This window comes from Acinetobacter sp. AG1 (genome assembly GCF_001005525.1).
Taxonomy (GTDB): Bacteria; Pseudomonadota; Gammaproteobacteria; order Pseudomonadales; family Moraxellaceae; genus Acinetobacter; species Acinetobacter modestus.
The window spans coordinates 57,017-75,996 of record NZ_LBMZ01000123.1; the positions used below are offsets into that span (position 1 = coordinate 57,017).

The window sequence follows — 18,980 nt, forward strand, 5'->3', positions numbered from 1 at the left end:
CAAATGTTGCAATATGTATTATTCAAGTCATTTTGAATAGTAGATTATAGGTTTTATTGTTTCTTGTTCTAGTCAATCTAAGTTTTGTAGGTTAAAGGGACATTCAATATTTATAACCATTAAAAAAGGCTGTCTAATGACAGCCTTTTTCCACTAAATGATCTTACCAGCTTAACGCACCACCAGTTTGGTAGTCTGTTACGCGCGTTTCAAAGAAATTTTTCTCTTTACGCAAGTCCATCATCTCAGACATCCACGCAAATGGGTTTGTTACACCAGCGAATTGCTCTGGTAAACCAAGTTGTGATAAACGACGGTTACAGATGAATTTCAAATATTCTTCCATCATGCTTGCATTCATACCCAATACACCACGTGGCATCGTGTCACGTGCGTATTCGATCTCAAGCATCGTACCTTCAAGAATCATTTGAATGACTTCTTGTTGGAATTCAGCAGTCCAAAGGTGAGGGTTCTCAATCTTGATTTGGTTGATCATATCAATACCAAAGTTCAAGTGCATAGATTCGTCACGTAGGATGTATTGGAACTGTTCAGCAACACCGTTCATCTTATTACGACGACCCATACTCAAGATTTGAGTAAAGCCACAGTAGAAGAAGATACCTTCAAGTACACAGTAGAATGCGATCAAGTTCCGAAGTAAACGTTGGTCGTTTTCAGGTGTTCCTGTATGAAAATTAGGATCAGTTAATGACTGTGTATATTTCAAGCCCCATGACGCTTTACGCGCAACACTAGGAATCTCACGATACATATTGAAGACTTCGCCTTCATCCATACCTAAAGATTCAATACAGTATTGATACGCATGTGTATGAATCGCTTCTTCAAATGCTTGACGCAAAATATATTGGCGGCATTCAGGGTTTGTAATATGGCGGTAGATTGCTAATACCAAGTTGTTTGCAACCAACGAATCTGCAGTTGAGAAGAAACCTAAAGAACGCATTACAATCGTACGCTCATCTTCTGTTAAGCCATTTTCAGACTTCCAAAGCGCGATGTCATGGTTCATGTTCACTTCTTGCGGCATCCAGTGGTTTGCACATCCGTCAAGATACTTTTGCCAAGCCCACTCGTATTTAAATGGAACAAGTTGGTTTAAGTCGGCACGACAGTTGATCATAGCTTTATCATCAACTTGTACGCGCTGTGCACCCATTTCAAGCTCTTCCAAGCCTGGTGCAACATCAAGGTTTTCTAAGGCTTGAGATGCTCGAGCCAACGAATCGGTTGGATTTGTTGATCGGATGGTACTGGTTCCAGTGGGTTGTGCAACTGCCACGCGCGGCGATGGTTGCTCTGAATCAGATACCACTTGCGTATTAACCGTTTTTTGCGAGTCGAGGGACGCAGACTTGTGTTCAGGTGCAGTCGGTTTTTGCGTATCATCTTCAAAATCGTCCCAGCTAAGGATAGACATATTTAATCTCACTATAATCTTAATTTATTTACATTGCAGTTTTAAAAAATGAAAATGGCGTATAAAAAACACAGCAAAACAAAAAGGGTAATAATCAATCCCATCATCGCTAAACGTTTGAGATTGATAGCTGCGGGAAGTGAGTTTGGCGTTAATAATTTGCCTGTTTCATCATAAATGGCAATCGCTCTTGCTCCGCTACTTAGCCCTAGCTCTTGTAATGCTCGTATTTCTACTTGTGTTAAACCAAATTCCATTCGCTCCATTGCTTGAATAAACATATAAGGAGCTAAATACTTAAAACCGCCACCACCACGTTTGAGTAACTGCGTTAATGCAGTTTCAGCGATACTAAAATCACCTAATAACGAACGTGGATGTGAAAACTGTGCACATTCAGTTAGATATTCTGTAGAAGATGGATAATGAAGTACTATCCGATCGACATAAATCTGTACTAAAACAGCAGGGGTATTAGCATATCGTTCTAAATCAGGTTGAAGCATAGTTCTACTTCCCAATAAAGCACTTTATTGATCTTGCTTACGCTGCTGTTTCCGAATGGCTAAAAATGCATAGACCATTGGTACATAAAAGAAAATAAAGGCAAAGATTAAAACAGCTAGTCCTAACATATAGTTATGGCTAATATTCAACATAATCTTTGCCTCTTTCCTTTAAATCTTAAATAAACCCTACTTTATTTAAGAAGGGTTTCTCCAAGATATAATTACTGACAAGCTTCACAATCTGGATTGTCGATTGAACAAGCCATTGGTACTGGAGCTGCTGTTGTGAAACCATCTTCTTCAACTTGAGCTTCAGGTTTTTTCTCTTCAACTGCTTGAGCCGCAACGATAGGTGCTTCAATTGTCGCTGGTTTTACTGCATTCAGTGCACCAGTATTAATTGTTGATTTCTCAGCAGATGTTGCACCTAAAGCTCGGAGGTAATACGTAGTTTTAAGACCACGTAACCATGCCATCTTATACGTGATGTCAAGTTTCTTACCATTCGCGCCAGCGATGTAAAGGTTCAATGACTGTGCTTGATCGATCCACTTTTGACGACGAGATGCAGCATCTACGATCCAACGTGTATCCACTTCAAACGCAGTTGCGAAGATTGCTTTTAATTCTTCAGGAATACGCGCAATTTTTTGTACTGAGCCTTCGAAGTGTTTCAGGTCATTCACCATCACAGTATCCCACAAACCACGTTCTTTTAATGCACGAACAAGGTAAGGGTTGATTACAGTGAATTCACCAGAAAGGTTAGATTTCACATACAAGTTCTGGAATGTTGGCTCAATTGATTGAGACACGCCACAAATGTTAGAGATCGTTGCAGTAGGTGCAATTGCCATCACATTCGAGTTACGCATACCGTCTTTTTGAACTTTAGTACGTAAGCTATCCCAATCTAAACGTTGAGTACGATCAACTTCGAACATACGCTCTGGACGAGATTTCGCAACAATTTCTAAAGAGTCGATTGGCAAGATACCTTGATCCCACAATGAACCTTTAAATGTTGAATAAGCACCACGTTCGATTGCCAAGTTACTCGACGTTTCGATTGCGTAATAGCTGATCACTTCCATTGATTCATCAGCAAAATCTACTGCTGCATCTGAACCATAAGCGATGCCCATTTCATATAACGCATCTTGGAAGCCCATGATACCCATACCCACAGGGCGGTGTTTCATGTTCGAATTTTTCGCTTGTGGTACTGCGTAGTAGTTAATGTCGATGACGTTATCAAGCATACGTACTGCAGTTTTAATGGTACGAGCAAGTTTCTCACGATCTAACACACCACCTTGAACATGTTGTACAAGGTTAATCGAACCTAAGTTACAGACCGCGATTTCATCTTGGTTTGTATTTAAAGTGATTTCTGTACACAAGTTAGATGAGTGAACTACACCTACATGTTGTTGTGGTGAACGTAAGTTACATACGTCTTTGAATGTGATCCACGGGTGACCTGTTTCGAACAACATCGAAAGCATTTTGCGCCATAAGTCTTTCGCACGTACTTTCTTGTGTAGCATGTTTTCTTGTTTTGCTACAGCTTCGTAGTGTGCATAACGCTCAGCAAATTCAGCACCTGTTAAGTCATGCAAGTCTGGTGTTTCAGAAGGTGTGAATAGTGTCCATTCAGCATCTTCAAATACACGTTGCATAAATAAATCAGGAACCCAGTTCGCTGTGTTCATGTCATGTGTACGGCGACGATCATCACCTGTGTTTTTACGTAGCTCTAGGAATTCTTCAACGTCCAAGTGCCAAGTTTCTAAGTAAGCACAGACTGCACCTTTACGCTTACCACCTTGGTTCACTGCAACAGCCGTATCGTTTGCAACTTTCAGGAATGGAACAACACCTTGTGATTTACCGTTTGTGCCTTTGATATATGAGTTCAAAGCACGCACAGGTGTCCAGTCATTACCTAAACCACCAGCCCATTTTGAGAGCATAGCGTTGTCACGCATTGCACCATAAATGTCATATAGGTCATCACCAATTGTTGTTAAATAACAGCTTGATAATTGTGGACGTAATGTACCAGAGTTAAACAGGGTTGGCGTAGAAGCCATGTAGTCGAAGCTAGACAATAAGTTATAGAACTCAATTGCACGTTCTTCTTTATTTTCTTCATTTAATGATAGACCCATCGATACGCGCATAAAGAATAATTGCGGTAATTCGAAACGTACGCCATTTGAGTGAATGAAGTAACGGTCAAATAAAGTTTGTAGACCTAAATAAGTAAACTGGTTTGAACGTTCTGGTTGGATCGCTGCTGCCAATTTTGCAAGGTCAAAATCAAGAAGATCAGCAGAAAGAAGATCAAGCTCGATCCCTTTCTTCAAGAAAGTTTCTAAAGCATCATTTTCTAATGTGTCTGTAGATAGACCTAAGAACTCTAAACCTGTGCTCACTAGCTCATTACGTAATAAGCGTGCAGTCACATACGTGTAGTTTGGCTCTTGCTCGATACGAGTACGTGTTGCCATCATCATGGTCGTTGCGATGTCGCTTTCTTTTACGCCGTTGTATAAGTTTTTAACGGTTTCATCGACGATCGCTTGAACATCAATCCCTTCCAAACCTTCACTTGCTGTTTCGATTGTCGCTGTGAGTGCACCGAGGTCTAATGGTTGGAGCTGTCCATGAGCATCAGTGATTTGAAGGGTAGGATGATGGTTCGCGCCTGCTTGCTGACGAGCAGTGGCACGTTGTTCACGATAAATAACGTAGGCACGTGCAACTTTTTGCTCGCCTGTACGCATAAGTGCTAATTCAACTTGGTCTTGAATTTCTTCGATATGAATCGTACCGCCAGAAGGTAAACGACGATTAAAAGTATTGAGTACCATCTCTGTTAATTGAGTGATACGGTCATGGATGCGACTAGAGTCAGCACCTTGTTGACCTTCAACAGCTAAAAAGGCTTTCCCGATCGCAACAGAAATCTTCTCGGCATTAAAAGACGCGATTTCACCAGTGCGCTTAATTACCTGAATTTGACCAGGAGTAGAAGTGATGATGCTCATGTCAGCATAGCTCCATTATCATCTATTTTTATGTTCATAGACCGTTTGAATCGAGCAAAATGTATGCCACGATGTTTGAGGGATAAACACAATACTTAGTGGTTAAAGTTTATTTTCAACACAAGATACGGGATTTTTTACAGCAGATCAATCCTTGACATTTTGGTAAATTTTTTTTCATGTCTTAACTGCTGAATTCACAGGCACATAGCATAACAAAGCCATTAAAAAAGGCTTATAGATAACTCTGTGGATAAGTCAAAAAACAAACACTTAAATTATTTTGGGTGAAGAAAGAAACAAATTGTTTAACATTGGCACAAAATCTATACTAAAAATTCATCCTGTCGGAAAAAGCAGGTGAAATTAAAAAATATATTAAAATTCATAATTTTAATAAAAATATAACAAAAGTGCTTAGCCGTGTATCAGTTTGGTGAACGCCTACTTGTTTACAATGTAAACGTGTGTATATTGCAAAACATAAACCAATGTATCTGTCAGATTTTTATAGATAGATTCACTCTAATTGTAGGGGCATACAAATGAGCCAAGAAGAAAAGTTACCAAAGATTTTGATCGTTGAAGATGACGAACGCTTAGCACGCTTAACACAAGAGTATTTGATTCGTAACGGTTTAGAAGTTGGGGTCGAAACAGATGGTAATCGTGCGATTCGCCGTATTATCAGTGAGCAGCCAGATTTAGTTGTATTGGATGTAATGTTACCGGGTGCAGATGGTTTAACCGTTTGTCGAGAAGTTCGTCCACACTATCATCAGCCTATTTTGATGTTAACTGCACGTACTGAAGATATGGATCAGGTACTTGGTTTAGAAATGGGTGCAGATGACTATGTTGCTAAACCCGTTCAACCACGTGTTTTATTAGCTCGTATTCGTGCTTTATTACGTCGTACTGATAAAACAGTTGAAGATGAAGTTGCTCAACGTATTGAGTTTGATGATCTCGTGATTGATAACGGTGGTCGTTCAGTGACTTTAAATGGTGAATTGGTTGATTTTACGAGTGCTGAATATGACTTATTGTGGTTGTTAGCTTCGAACGCAGGGCGCATCTTATCTCGTGAAGATATTTTTGAGCGTCTCCGTGGTATTGAATACGATGGTCAAGACCGTTCGATCGATGTGCGTATTTCACGTATTCGTCCAAAAATTGGTGATGATCCAGAAAATCCAAAACGTATCAAAACTGTGCGTAGCAAAGGTTATTTATTCGTTAAAGAAACTAACGGGATATAATTTGCGTCTTGCTTTAAATTAGCTTGGATTTATTTCCCTTATGGTAAGTCGAGTACTAAAAAACAGCATTTTCTTGCGAATTTATGCTGGATTAGTGGTTTTAGTTGTTGTTGTTGCCGCATTTTGTTATTTGCTGGTACAGGTCATCAACTATCAACGCGCGCAAGAATATCGTGAATCTCTGACGGATGGTATTTCGTATGTCATCAGTGAGGGGGTATCTCGACAGCCTCAAAAACAACAAAAGCTAGATTGGATTTCTGATGCCTCCGATTTACTAGAACTTCCAATCTACTATGTTGATGCAGCACGTGTAGAGCTTTCTCGTACTGAGAAAAAGCGGATTGCTGAACAGAAATCAGTGGTTCGTTATGATGCCAATAATGGTGTGGGTTATATCATTATTGGCCTGAAAGATGATGCGAAACATTATCTTTATATCAAAGTGGATAAGCTCGGCGAGCGCCAAATGAAGGCATTGCCAATTTTTGTACTGGATTATTTGATTTTTTATCCGGGGCAAGAGCGTGAATATTTAGAAAGAATTAAAAAGCATTTTTACTATCCGATTACGATTGCCAATATTAAAGATATTAATCTAGATTCAGAGCAAATCGGTCGTTTACGTCAAGATCAAAGTATTCTGTTATATAAGGATAGTGCAACTGTACGTGGTACAACGATTTCGATTGTTTCTCCAATGCCAAATCATCCTGCACAAGTCCTTATCTTAGGTCCAGTTCCAATGTTTAATTGGATGCCTTTTCAGCTTTCAGCAGGTATTACCTTATTTAGCTTATTCTTATTAAGTCTAGGTGTTTACGGTTTAATTCTACCGCTTGAGCGGAAAATTCGTCAGGTTCGTTTTGCTTTAAATAAAATGAAGTCTGGTGATTTGTCATTACGTGTTCCGATTGAAGGCACAGATGAAATGGCAAATTTGGCATCTAGTTATAACAATATGTCAGATCACATTCAGCGGTTGATTGAAGCACAACGTGAATTAATGCGTGCAGTGTCGCATGAACTCAGAACACCTGTGGCACGAATTCGTTTTGGCATGGAGATGTTAGCTGAAGAAGATGACTATAATTATCGAATTCAGCAAGTCGATATGATTGATAAAGATATTGAAGCACTCAATACTTTAATTGATGAAATTATGACTTACGCCAAACTAGAGCAGGGTACGCCATCTTTAGACTTCGAAGATGTAGTATTGGTTGAAGTGCTCGATCAGGTTGCAATGGAAACAGAAGCATTGAAGACTCAAAAAGAAATTGAGTTAATTGCACCGCCGTTGTCATTATCTGTAGATGCTGAACGTCGCTATTTGCATCGTGTGGTACAAAACTTGGTTGGAAATGCCGTTCGTTATTGCGATCATAAAGTTCGAATTAGTGGTGGTGTTCGTGCTGATGGTAAGGCTTATGTGTGTGTAGAGGACGATGGACCAGGGATTCCAGAGCAAGAGCGCACACGTATTTTTGAAGCGTTTGCTCGTTTGGATGATAGTCGTACACGCGCATCAGGTGGGTATGGTTTGGGTTTATCAATCGTGAGTCGTATCGCGTATTGGTTCGGTGGAGATATTATGGTAGACCAAAGCCCTAACTTAGGTGGCGCACGTTTTACCATGACATGGCCAGCGAAGCGCTATAAACAAAACATAAAAAAATAGTTTTAATTCATTTAAGCTTATGTGAAAAATATAAGAAAGCCAAAGCATCAAGCTTTGGCTTTAATTTTTTTATGAAGCATAAATATTGATTATTCATGAACAGATGAATCAGGTTCGATTAATGGATGACCAGACCTTAAGCCATTCAGTGCATCTATATTAAAATCCAGAAGTAATGAATTATTTTTTACGTCTATTTTATAACTTTTAATCAATGGTTGATCGCCATTTAATGTTTCAACTTTATAGCTATCAGCAATGTTTAGAATACTTTCAAGATTGGTTGTTGTTGCAGCAAAGTCTTCTCTAAAAACTTCATAGATATCTCTTAGGTCGAAAATTGCATTATCAGCATCAGGGTGTTTCCGAATATAACTTTCAATGTGCCGCATCAGCAGCTGTGAAAAAAAGAAATAATCTGAGTCATGTGTATATTCTAAATGCATATTTTTCTCCTTGTTTGCTACTTTTAGAATACCGATCTCTTAGCCAAATAGTGTATAAAGTTAATTAAAGCATGTAGCTGAATTGCAACATATTATGTCGAAATGACAACCTGATTTCGACCTTGGCGTTTGGCTTGATATAAGGCGTCATCAGCTTGCTTGAAATGATGTTCGATAGAATGTAGGTTTTCTGCCTCGCAGATATAAATTCCTAGACTCACTTGGATATAAAAGTCATTTTGCTGTTCTAATTTGATAGGTGTTTGGCTAATTCTTTTTCTGATGTTCTCAGCAGCTTGATAGGCTGTGTTTGCATCTATATCAGTCATGAAAATGGCAAATTCTTCACCACCTAAACGACCAAGTAAATCATGCGGTCTCAGCATGGTTTGAATGGTCTGGACGCAACTTTGTAGCGCACGATCTCCAATTTGATGGCCATAGTTATCATTCACTTGTTTAAAATGATCGATATCTAACATGAAAAAAGCGGTCGTTTGGGCAGAGTTTTTTGCTTGCTGTTGTAAAAGTTGAACTGACTGTAAAAATTGACGGCGAGTCAGGCTTGAGGTGAGTTCATCATGAGCAATAATATGTTGTAACTCTTGGATTAGCTTCGTTCTCACCATATTAATGCTGGAAACTGTGAGTGGTCCAATCGTCATCATGATTAAACCCAAACGTATAGAAATGGTGTTATTTAAATATCGCTCTGGATAGAGCAGTAAATAGTTTTGTGAGACGTGATAAATAATAAAAGCACAACTCACAGAAGTGATAATCGTGACTGAAAAATGACGATAGCGTAAAGCACACCAAATTAATGCGGCAATTGGATAAAGCACTGAACCGGGACCGGTGTCATAGTAAGCGATTACAATTGAAAAAATAACACTAAATAATGGTAGGCTTTCCTGAACAGTAAGCGCTTTAAATTCTTTAATTTGTTGTTTGAACTCTCCAAGCACAGGTGCACTTAGCATAGCAGGGAGGATTAACAAAGCATTTTGAATTTCAGCGGTAAACCAATGTCCGAAATCAATCCAAAACGAACCAAGAGCGAATTTGGTATTAAAGTAGGGAAGGCAAAATGCAGCAAATAAAGAACTTGATACCGCACCCACACAGCAGAAGCTAAATAAGAATAAGTAGAAGTAACCTTGATGCATGGAGCGAATCAGTGAGGTTAACTTGATGTAAAGGAAAAGTGCGGTCAGGACATAGCACAAGTTGGCTGTAGTTAAACAGAGGTTGAGCAAAAATGGAGTATCTTGCAAAGTATCCGCAAGCAAGTAGCCTACGATTGCACCGATCAAACTAATCGGGTGCCGTGTTTGTGGAAAACGAATCAGTAAACCCAGTAAAACAGAATTGGCTGGCCAAAACGAAGCAAGAAATGTTAAGTGTCGGGTAGCGATACCGATGAGACAACAAAAAAAGATCACAGCAGCGAAAACGAAAAATAATTGCAAAAGTGATTTAGGTTTTGATGCTGCTATTGATTGAGTCATCCTGACACTTTTCCTTGGAGGAATTAGGTCGGGCTATTATATAAATTTTGTTTAAATTTTCAGCACAAATTTGTATCAATGCAATGATTTAGTTCATGCTGCAATATTTTTGAGCATTGATGACAAGTTGCGGATATTTTTGGCGCAAGAATAAAGAAAAAAATGATCAATATTGGTTAGTCGATTTGATAATTCGATTTTTAAGGGTGAATTTGTAGCGATCTAGGTCGTATCAGGAAATTAATCAACAAAATCATCCTAAAGACTAAAGCGCTTCAACTAGCATGAGAAATTAGAAATCAGGTACAATTGGCGGGATTAATTTTGTGTTTGGTGTATTTGAAGGCCAATACATACATTCTTTGTTAAAAATAGGCCTGCCAGGAGTTATCCCCGCATGAGTGCCATTACTCCATACGATTGGGCGATTATCGCCTTCGTGATCGGCGTTACATTTCTTTGCGTTTTTATGCTTACAGTTCCCTTACTCCTCGGGGGTAAAGCATGGGGGCGTGCGAAGCAAGAGCAGTTTGAATCAGGTGTAGTTGGTGCGGGCGGTGCTCGTATCCGCTTGTCAGCCAAATTCTATTTAGTTGCAATTTTCTTCGTTGTCTTTGACTTGGAAGCTCTTTACCTCTACGCATGGTCGACATCAGTTCGTGAAGTAGGTTGGTTTGGATTTACCACGGTCGTTATTTTTGTTGTGGATCTTTTGATCGCTTTGGTTTATGCAATTTCTGTAGGCGCGCTGAATTGGGCACCTGTAGATCGTCGTAAATCTGCTGGTGTGACAACAAAAATTGGTTCACCGAATATGAATATTGCTGACATTACTCGATTCAATAATATTGAAGAGCTTGTTATCGATCCTACTGGTCATATTCCAGCGCAGTCTTCTGGTCGTGTTAAGTCTAAAACACCGACTACATCATCATTTGAACAGGAGTAAGTCGGGATGAAATATACTTTAACCCGTGCGAATCCAGATGCCGATCAGTATCCATTACAAGATCGTCAAATCGTAACTGATCCTCTTGAGGAAGAAGTGAATAAAAGTGTGATGATGACACGTCTTGAAGATGTGTTGCATACCGCAGTGAACTGGGGACGTAAAAACTCTTTATGGCCTTTTAACTTCGGTACATCATGCTGTTATGTTGAATATGCGACGACTTTAACTGGTGTACATGACTTGTCTCGTTTTGGTGCTGAGGTTATTCGTGCTTCACCACGTCAAGCAGATTTAATGATTGTTGCAGGAACCTGCTTTGTCAAGATGGCACCTGTAATTCAACGTTTGTATGAACAAATGCTTGAGCCTAAATGGGTCATCTCTATGGGTGCTTGTGCGAACTCTGGTGGTATGTACGACATCTATTCTGTAGTACAAGGTGTCGATAAAATTATTCCTGTTGATGTGTACATCCCAGGTTGCCCACCTCGTCCAGAAGCATTGATCCAAGCATTGATGTTACTTCAAGACCAAATTCAACTAGAGCGCCGTCCACTTTCAGCGGTGATTGGTGATGATCTTCAGCCTGTGTATAAGCCAAAGATGATGCCAGAACGCGATCGTAAAAATGCGGAACGTATTGCGGTGAAAAATTTACGCTCTATGGATGAAATTAAATAATTTGAACGATGAATTGTGACATGTCTGAAGAGACATGATCATCGGGAAAATTGCCAGAATTTGTATTAAATAGGAAGCCAAGCCAATGGCTGAAACTGACATTGCTATGCCAGAGTCAACGCAAGTTGATTCACGCCCAGCATTTGCAATCGTAGAAGAGCTCAAAACCAAATTTGGTGAGAACTTCTATGTGCAGGCGACTTTTGAAGAGTTTCCAACAGTCTGGGTTGAGCGCGCGCGCGTGCAAGAAGTCCTTATGTTCCTCCGTAAAGTGGAACGTCCTTATGTAATGCTGTTTGACTTATCTGCGGTTGATGAGCGTTTACGTGTTCACCGTGATGGTTTACCAGCATCAGACTTTACTGTGTTTTATCACTTGTTATCGCTTGAGCGTAATAGTGATATTCGTATTAAAGTTGCATTAAATGAAAATGATTTAAGCATCCCAACCGCAACCAATATTTGGCCAAATGCCAACTGGTACGAGCGTGAAGCTTACGATATGTTCGGTATCGATTTCGCTGGGCATCCAATGCTCCGTCGTATCTTGTTGCCAACCTATTGGGAAGGTCATCCATTACGTAAAGAATATTCTGCGCGTGCGACAGAATATACGCCGTATATGCAGAATCAAGCGAAACAGGATTTTGAACAAGAACACCTACGCTTTGTGCCTGAAGACTGGGGTCTAAAACGCGGCAATGCTGATGAAGACTTCATGTTCTTGAACTTAGGTCCTAACCATCCATCTGCACACGGTGCGTTCCGTGTCGTATTGCAGTTGGACGGTGAAGAAGTGAAAGACTGCGTACCTGATATTGGTTATCACCACCGTGGTGTGGAAAAGATGGCTGAACGTCAGACGTGGCATTCATTTATTCCTTATACCGATCGTGTTGACTACTTAGGCGGTTGTGCGCAAAACATGCCATACGTGATGGCAGTTGAACAGCTTGCTGGTATTAAAGTACCTGAGCGTGCGCAAGTCATTCGTGTGATGTTAAACGAATTATTCCGTATCAATAACCACTTGTTATTCTGTGGTACAGCGATTCAGGATGCGGGTGGTATGACCCCTGTATTTTATATGTTCGCAGACCGTCAAAAAGTCTATGACATCGTTGAAGCGATCACGGGTTATCGTATGCATCCAGCATGGTTCCGTATCGGTGGTACGGCACATGACCTTCCAAACAACTGGCAAAAACTTGTTAAAGAATTGCTAGAGTGGATGCCAAAACGTTTGAACGAGTACTACACTGCGGCACTTAAAAACTCAGTATTTATTGGTCGTACCCGCAATGTTGCGCAATACGACGCTAAATCTGCGTTGGCTTGGGGTGTAACTGGTACGGGTTTACGTGCGACGGGTATTGATTTTGACGTCCGTAAATATCGTCCATATAGTGGTTATGAAAACTTCGACTTTGATATTCCAGTGGAATATGAAGGCGATGCATATGCGCGTGTCTTGGTTCACTTCCGTGAAATTACTGAGTCGTTGAAAATTATTCAACAGTGCTTGGACAACATGCCATCTGGTCCTTATAAAGCGGATCATCCACTGGCTGTTCCACCACCAAAAGATAAGACATTACAAGATATTGAAACCTTGATTACGCACTTCTTGAGCGTATCTTGGGGTCCTGTCATGCCTGCAGGTGAGTCATCATTTATGACTGAAGTGGTGAAAGGTGCGAGTACTTATTACTTGACTTCAGATAAGTCAACGATGAGTTACCGTACTCGTATTCGTACACCGACCTTCACACATTTGCAGCAAATGCCTTCTGTGATTAATGGCAGTTTGGTTTCTGACTTGATCATTTATTTGGCGACCATTGACGTGGTTATGGCTGACGTGGATCGCTAGGGGTAAACGATTATGATGATTTTGACTGATAAAAAACCTCGTGTGAATGTTGAAGGGATTTTGACTGCTGAAGAAATCCATGACATTGAACATCATATTGATCACTATCCATATCCACGTGCGGCATCATTGGATGCATTAAAATGCGTACAACGTCGTAATGGCTGGGTAGATGACGCTCAAATGAATGCGATTGCGCAATTGTTGACAATCAGTGTGGCGGATTTAGAGGGTGTAGCAACGTTCTATAACCGTATTTATCGCCAACCTGTAGGTCGTCATGTGATTTTGTTATGTGACTCGATTGCATGCTTCTTGATGGGTGCAGAAACTTTAGCAGAAGCATTTCAGCGAGAGCTAGGCATCCAGTATGGACAAACCACAGCAGATGGTCGTTTCACCTTGCTCCCAATTTGCTGTTTAGGCAACTGTGATAAAGGTCCAACGTTAATGATTGATGAAGATACTCACGGTTTAGTGGATGTGTCATCAGTTAAACAGTTATTGGAGAAGTATGTATGAATACTGAACCAAAACCAATTTATGGCGACGGTAATCCAGAAACTCATCCACTCACTTGGCGTTTGAGTAAGCAAGATGCGGTACGCAATGCTGATGAATACGAAGCTTTAGAAGGTTACGCAGGCTTCAAAAAAGCGCTCAGCATGCCACCAAAAGATGTACTTGACGTGATTAAAGCTGCGACAGTTAAAGGTCGTGGTGGTGCAGGTTTCCCAGCAGGAATTAAATGGTCGTTGATGGCACCGAATGATGGTGGTCCACGCTATTTAATTTGTAATGCTGATGAAATGGAACCAGGTACCTTTAAAGACCGTTTGTTGATGGAAAAACTTCCACATCAATTGATCGAAGGTATGTTGATCGCAGGTTATACCCTTGAAGCAACGCATGGTTATATCTTCATTCGTGGTGAATACATCGAAGCAGCTCAATACTTAAATGAAGCATTAGAGCAAGTTCGTGCCAAAGGTTACTTGGGTGAAAACATCCTCGGTACTGGTTGGAACTTTGAGATGTATGTTCACACGGGTGCAGGGCGTTATATCTGTGGTGAAGAAACTGCATTGATTAACTCGCTTGAAGGTCGTCGTGCCAATCCGCGTACTAAACCACCATTCCCACAAGTTGCTGGTGCATGGGGGCGTCCAACGATTGTCAACAACGTCGAAACCTACAATAACTTGCCAGCAATCATGTTGCGTGGGCCAGAGTGGTATATCAACCTTTCTGCACATAAGTCTAAAGATCCAGGTACTAAGATTTATGGTGCATCAGGTAAGGTGAAATTCCCAGGACTTTGGGAACTTCCTTTTGGTACAACTGCACGCGAAGTGATTGAAGATCATGCGGGCGGTATGCGTGACGGTCTAACACTGAAAGCATGGTTACCAGGTGGCGCATCAACAGATTTCTTGGCGGCTGAACATATTGACTTGCCAATGGACGCTGAAAGCATCATGAAAGCAGGTTCACGTTTAGGAACATGTTTGTTGATGGTGGTTGATGAAACCCAATGTATGGTCTCTGCAACGCGTAACTTAGAAGAGTTCTTTGCACGTGAATCATGTGGTTTCTGTACACCGTGCCGTGATGGTTTACCTTGGGCAGTCAAAGCGCTGAAAGCACTCGAAACAGGTACAGGTAAGAAAGAAGATATCGATCATTTACAAGAACTGACTCGTAAATTATGGATCGGTAAAACTTTCTGTGCTCACGCACCGGGTGCGATGGAGCCGCTTATGGGCGCATTAAAATATTTCCGCCATGAGTTTGAAGCAAAGGTTAAAACCCATGCTCCTGCTCTTGACGTAGAACAAGCTTAAGGAATTCGACTATGGCTACAATTCATGTCGATGGAAAATCGTATGAAGTCAATGGCTCTGAAAACTTGCTACAAGCATGTCTCAGCCTTGGTATCGACATCCCGTATTTTTGTTGGCACCCATCCTTAGGTTCTGTTGGTTCTTGTCGTCAATGTGCTGTTACGCAATATAATAATGCGGAAGATACACGTGGGCGCTTAGTCATGTCTTGTATGACACCAGCTGCCGACAATACCTTTATTTCTATTGAAGACAAAGAAGCAACGGATTTTCGTGCATCAATCGTCGAATTCTTAATGACCAACCACCCACATGACTGTCCAGTCTGTGAAGAAGGTGGTCACTGTCATTTACAAGATATGACGGTGATGACGCAACACGATCGTCGTCGCTATCGCTTCACAAAGCGTACCCATCATAACCAAGAGTTGGGTTCGTTTATTGCACATGAAATGAACCGCTGTATCGCGTGCTATCGTTGTGTGCGTTACTACAAAGATTATGCGGGTGGTACAGACTTTGGTGTCTATGCCAATGCATCACGTGTTTATTTCGGTCGTCCAGAATCAGGAACTTTAGAGTCTGAATTTTCTGGTAACTTGACTGAAGTCTGTCCGACTGGTGTATTTACTGATAAAACGCATTCAGCACGTTATAACCGTAAGTGGGACATGCAATACGCACCAAGCGTATGCCAAGGCTGTTCTTCAGGTTGTAACATCTCACCGGGTGAGCGTTATGGCGAAATCCGTCGTGTTGAAAACCGTTTCAATGGTTCAGTAAATCAATACTTCTTGTGTGATAAAGGTCGTTTCGGTACAGGTTATGTGAATCGTGCAGATCGTCCACGTCAACCACAGTTCCGTAATGGTGACGTTGTTACAACAGTGAGTGTGGATCAAGCACTTGATCAAGCCATTGCTCAACTAAAAGGCAAAAAAGTATTAGGTATTGGTTCACCACGCGCAAGCTTGGAATCAAACTATGCGCTACGTCAATTGGTTGGACAAGACAACTATTCAACTGGATTGTCTCAAAAAGAGCAAAATCTGGTTGAATTAGCTGCATCAATCATGCAAACACAGGGCATTTACAACCCGAACATGCGTGAAATTGAAAGTTACGATGCGGTGTTGATCTTGGGTGAAGACTTAACTCAAACTGCGCCACGTATGGCTTTATCGGTTCGTCAAGCAGCGAAAAATAAAGCAAAAGAAATGGCAGCTAAAACACGTACACCAGATTGGTTGGCAGAGCCTGTACAACGTATTGGTCAAGATGCTAAATCTCCAATCTACATTCTTGCTGCAACGCAAACACGTTTAGCGGATGTTGCAACAGGTGAAGTAGTTGCATCGCCAAATGACATCGCACGTTTAGGTTTCGCGGTTGCTGCTGCGCTTAAAGGTGAAGCACTGACTGGTTTGGCTGAAGATGCAAAAGCATTTGCGCAAACGATTGCAGATACCTTGAAAGCAGCGAAAAAGCCTTTGATTATTTCTGGTACGAGTTTACAAGATTCTGCGATTATCGAAGCGGCTGCACAGGTTGCACAAAACTTAGGTGAAAATGCAGGTTTATCATTGACTGTTCCTGAAGTGAACTCAATGGGCTTAGCATTATTCGGTGGTTTAAGTTTAGAACAAGCTTTTGCCCAAGATTATGATGCCGTAGTTGTGGTTGAAAATGACCTAACTCGTCGTTTGCCAGTTGCTCAAGTAAAAGCTGCGCTTGATAAAGCTGAAACTGTGATCGTATTGGATCACAGTGAAACTGAGATTGTGAAGCTTGCAGACATCGTTCTTTCAGCAGCAAGTTTTGCTGAAGGTGATGGCACTGTAGTGAGTCAAGAAGGCCGTGCACAACGTTTCTATCAAGTGTATGACCCAAGCTACTACAAGCCTGAATATGCGATCAAAGAATCATGGCGTTGGTTACATGCTGTTGAGACAGGTCTTAAAGGTAAAGCAGTCGATTGGACATTGCTTGATGATGTAATTGATGACATCGTGAAGAATGTTCCAGTACTTGAAGCGATTCAAGATGTTGCACCAGATGCAGGTTATCGTGTTCATGGTTTGAAAATTGCACGTGAGCCACGTCGTTACTCAGGTCGTACCGCAATGCGTGCACCGTTATCGATTCACGAGCCAAAACAACCAACCGATCCAGATTCAGCATTAACATTCTCTATGGAAGGTTATGTGGGTAATCAGACAGCATCGTCTTTAGTACCTTTCGCATGGGCTGCGGGTTGGAACTCGCCACAAGCGTGGAACAAGTACCAAGATGAAGTCGGTGGTCACTTAAAAGGTGGTGATTCGGGTGTGCGTTTATTCGATCGCTTAGCAAAACGTCCTGCACGTAGCTATGTTGCACCGACTGCCGTGGTTGTGAATCCTGAAAGCTTCCGTCTTGTGCCAATGCACCATATCTTTGGTTCTGGTGAATTCACGATTAAAACACCAGCAATGGAATCACGTATTCCTGAAGCGATGTTTGCCGTAGGTGAACAAGATGCGACGCGCTTAAATGTTCAAGATGGTCAACGTATTACCGTGAAAGCAGGCGAAACGAGCATCAGCTTACCTGTACAAGTCATCGAATATTTACCAACAGGCTATATTGGTTATCCAATTGGTCTAGCACCAACCGTTTCATTGGCAGAGCCTGTGTCTGTGGCAGTAGGAGTGTAATTCATGAATCAAGAAATTATACGTCAAACGCCACTTTGGGCTGAGAACTGGCCAATCGCTTATTCAGTGATTCAAGCAGTTGTGATCTTGCTGGTGGTGGTTTTGGTTGCTGCGTTAATGTCATTTATTGAGCGTCGTCTCTTGGCATTATGGCAAGACCGTTATGGTCCAAACCGTGTTGGTCCGGGTGGTATGTTCCAGATCGTTGCTGACATGCTCAAGATCATGTTCAAAGAAGACTGGACACCAAAGTTTGCCGACAAGCTGACTTTTCGTTTAGCACCAGCAGTTGCGATGGCAACTGCGGTACTTTCGTTTATGGTCATCCCAGTAAGTCCTACACTGGGCGTTGCGGATATGAGTATCGGTCTATTGTTCTTTATGGCAATGGCTGGTATCGCAGTTTATGCAGTGCTGTTTGGTGGTTGGGCGTCTAACAACAAATACTCGTTACTCGGTGGTCTTCGTTCTGCTGCTCAAACTATTTCTTATGAAGTGTTCTTGGGTATCTCCTTGATGGGTGTGGTTGCTATTGCAGGCTCATTCAATCTACGTGAAATCGTTGAAGCTCAGCGTGATGTTTGGTTTGTTATTCCACAATTCATTGGTTTTATTATCTTTGTTATTGCTGGTGTTGCAGTGACGCATCGTCATCCATTTGACCAACCAGAAGCTGAGCAAGAATTGGCGGAAGGTTATCACGTTGAATATGGTGGGATGAAGTGGGGGATGTTCTTCGTTGCGGAATACGTGAACGTGGTTTTAATCTCTGCACTGATCGTAACGTTATTCTTCGGCGGATGGCTTGCACCATTTAACTTAGAAATTCCATTTGTTCCACCAGTTTTTTGGTTCGTGATTAAAACAGCATTCTTTGTAATGATGTTTGTATTGGCGCGTGGTTCTTTAATGCGTCCACGTTATGACCAAGTGATGAACTTTGGTTGGAAAGTTTGTTTGCCATTGGCGTTGGTCAACTTGTTAGTGACTGGTGCTGTGATTCTGATGAATCAGGCCTAGGA

At 41.3% G+C, this 18,980-nt stretch carries 15 protein-coding genes; 9 read left to right on the top strand and 6 right to left on the bottom strand.

Annotated elements, in window-relative coordinates:
* Window positions 1-163: 163 nt before the first annotated feature.
* From AAV96_RS16115 to AAV96_RS16125, 4 genes are all read right to left on the bottom strand, one after another.
* The gene (locus AAV96_RS16115) at window positions 164-1,447 is read right to left on the bottom strand and encodes a ribonucleotide-diphosphate reductase subunit beta (protein ID WP_004663768.1); all 1,284 of its coding nucleotides are present in this window, start codon (window positions 1,445-1,447) and stop codon (window positions 164-166) included.
* 41 nt (window positions 1,448-1,488) lie between these two features.
* The gene (locus AAV96_RS16120; protein ID WP_046740043.1) at window positions 1,489-1,953 is read right to left on the bottom strand and encodes a hypothetical protein; all 465 of its coding nucleotides are present in this window, start codon (window positions 1,951-1,953) and stop codon (window positions 1,489-1,491) included.
* A gap of 24 nt (window positions 1,954-1,977) precedes the next feature.
* Window positions 1,978-2,106, bottom strand: a complete 129-nt coding sequence (locus AAV96_RS18045) for a preprotein translocase subunit YajC (protein ID WP_081407499.1) — start codon at window positions 2,104-2,106, stop codon at window positions 1,978-1,980.
* A 71-nt stretch (window positions 2,107-2,177) separates the two neighbouring features.
* A complete protein-coding gene (locus AAV96_RS16125; RefSeq protein ID WP_046740044.1) occupies window positions 2,178-5,012 on the bottom strand; it encodes a ribonucleoside-diphosphate reductase subunit alpha in 2,835 nt (944 codons plus the stop codon).
* Between the two features lie 545 nt (window positions 5,013-5,557).
* Between AAV96_RS16125 and bfmR the strand changes: the two genes are divergently transcribed.
* Together bfmR and bfmS are read left to right on the top strand one after the other, a co-directional pair.
* Window positions 5,558-6,274, top strand: coding sequence for a response regulator transcription factor BfmR (gene bfmR / locus AAV96_RS16130; protein ID WP_004655457.1), 717 nt, complete (start codon window positions 5,558-5,560; stop codon window positions 6,272-6,274).
* Window positions 6,275-6,314: 40 nt separating this feature from the next.
* Window positions 6,315-7,955, top strand: a complete 1,641-nt coding sequence (gene bfmS, locus AAV96_RS16135; protein ID WP_046740045.1) for a sensor histidine kinase BfmS — start codon at window positions 6,315-6,317, stop codon at window positions 7,953-7,955.
* 89 nt (window positions 7,956-8,044) lie between these two features.
* On the opposite strand, the gene AAV96_RS16140 is transcribed toward bfmS, so the two are convergent.
* Together AAV96_RS16140 and AAV96_RS16145 are read right to left on the bottom strand one after the other, a co-directional pair.
* Complete coding sequence (locus tag AAV96_RS16140) at window positions 8,045-8,401, bottom strand: hypothetical protein (protein WP_005218120.1); 357 nt, start codon at window positions 8,399-8,401, stop codon at window positions 8,045-8,047.
* A 92-nt stretch (window positions 8,402-8,493) separates the two neighbouring features.
* Window positions 8,494-9,912 (bottom strand): GGDEF domain-containing protein, encoded by a 1,419-nt coding sequence (locus tag AAV96_RS16145; RefSeq protein WP_046740046.1) that lies wholly within the window; start codon window positions 9,910-9,912, stop codon window positions 8,494-8,496.
* A gap of 397 nt (window positions 9,913-10,309) precedes the next feature.
* Between AAV96_RS16145 and ndhC the strand changes: the two genes are divergently transcribed.
* From ndhC to nuoH, 7 genes are all read left to right on the top strand, one after another.
* Complete coding sequence (ndhC, locus tag AAV96_RS16150) at window positions 10,310-10,861, top strand: NADH-quinone oxidoreductase subunit A (RefSeq protein ID WP_046740047.1); 552 nt, start codon at window positions 10,310-10,312, stop codon at window positions 10,859-10,861.
* Window positions 10,862-10,867: 6 nt separating this feature from the next.
* The gene (locus tag AAV96_RS16155; RefSeq protein ID WP_004638049.1) at window positions 10,868-11,545 is read left to right on the top strand and encodes a NuoB/complex I 20 kDa subunit family protein; all 678 of its coding nucleotides are present in this window, start codon (window positions 10,868-10,870) and stop codon (window positions 11,543-11,545) included.
* An 85-nt stretch (window positions 11,546-11,630) separates the two neighbouring features.
* Window positions 11,631-13,418, top strand: coding sequence for an NADH-quinone oxidoreductase subunit C/D (nuoC, locus tag AAV96_RS16160; RefSeq protein ID WP_046740048.1), 1,788 nt, complete (start codon window positions 11,631-11,633; stop codon window positions 13,416-13,418).
* Window positions 13,419-13,430: 12 nt separating this feature from the next.
* The gene (gene nuoE, locus AAV96_RS16165; protein ID WP_004675093.1) at window positions 13,431-13,940 is read left to right on the top strand and encodes an NADH-quinone oxidoreductase subunit NuoE; all 510 of its coding nucleotides are present in this window, start codon (window positions 13,431-13,433) and stop codon (window positions 13,938-13,940) included.
* Window positions 13,937-15,262, top strand: coding sequence for an NADH-quinone oxidoreductase subunit NuoF (gene nuoF, locus AAV96_RS16170; RefSeq protein ID WP_046740049.1), 1,326 nt, complete (start codon window positions 13,937-13,939; stop codon window positions 15,260-15,262). Before nuoE ends, nuoF begins: the two co-directional genes overlap by 4 nt.
* 11 nt (window positions 15,263-15,273) lie before the next feature.
* On the top strand, window positions 15,274-17,958 hold the full coding sequence (nuoG, locus tag AAV96_RS16175) for an NADH-quinone oxidoreductase subunit NuoG (protein WP_046740050.1): 2,685 nt from the start codon (window positions 15,274-15,276) through the stop codon (window positions 17,956-17,958).
* Between the two features lie 3 nt (window positions 17,959-17,961).
* A complete protein-coding gene (gene nuoH, locus AAV96_RS16180) occupies window positions 17,962-18,978 on the top strand; it encodes an NADH-quinone oxidoreductase subunit NuoH (protein WP_004663752.1) in 1,017 nt (338 codons plus the stop codon).
* Window positions 18,979-18,980: the final 2 nt, after the last annotated feature.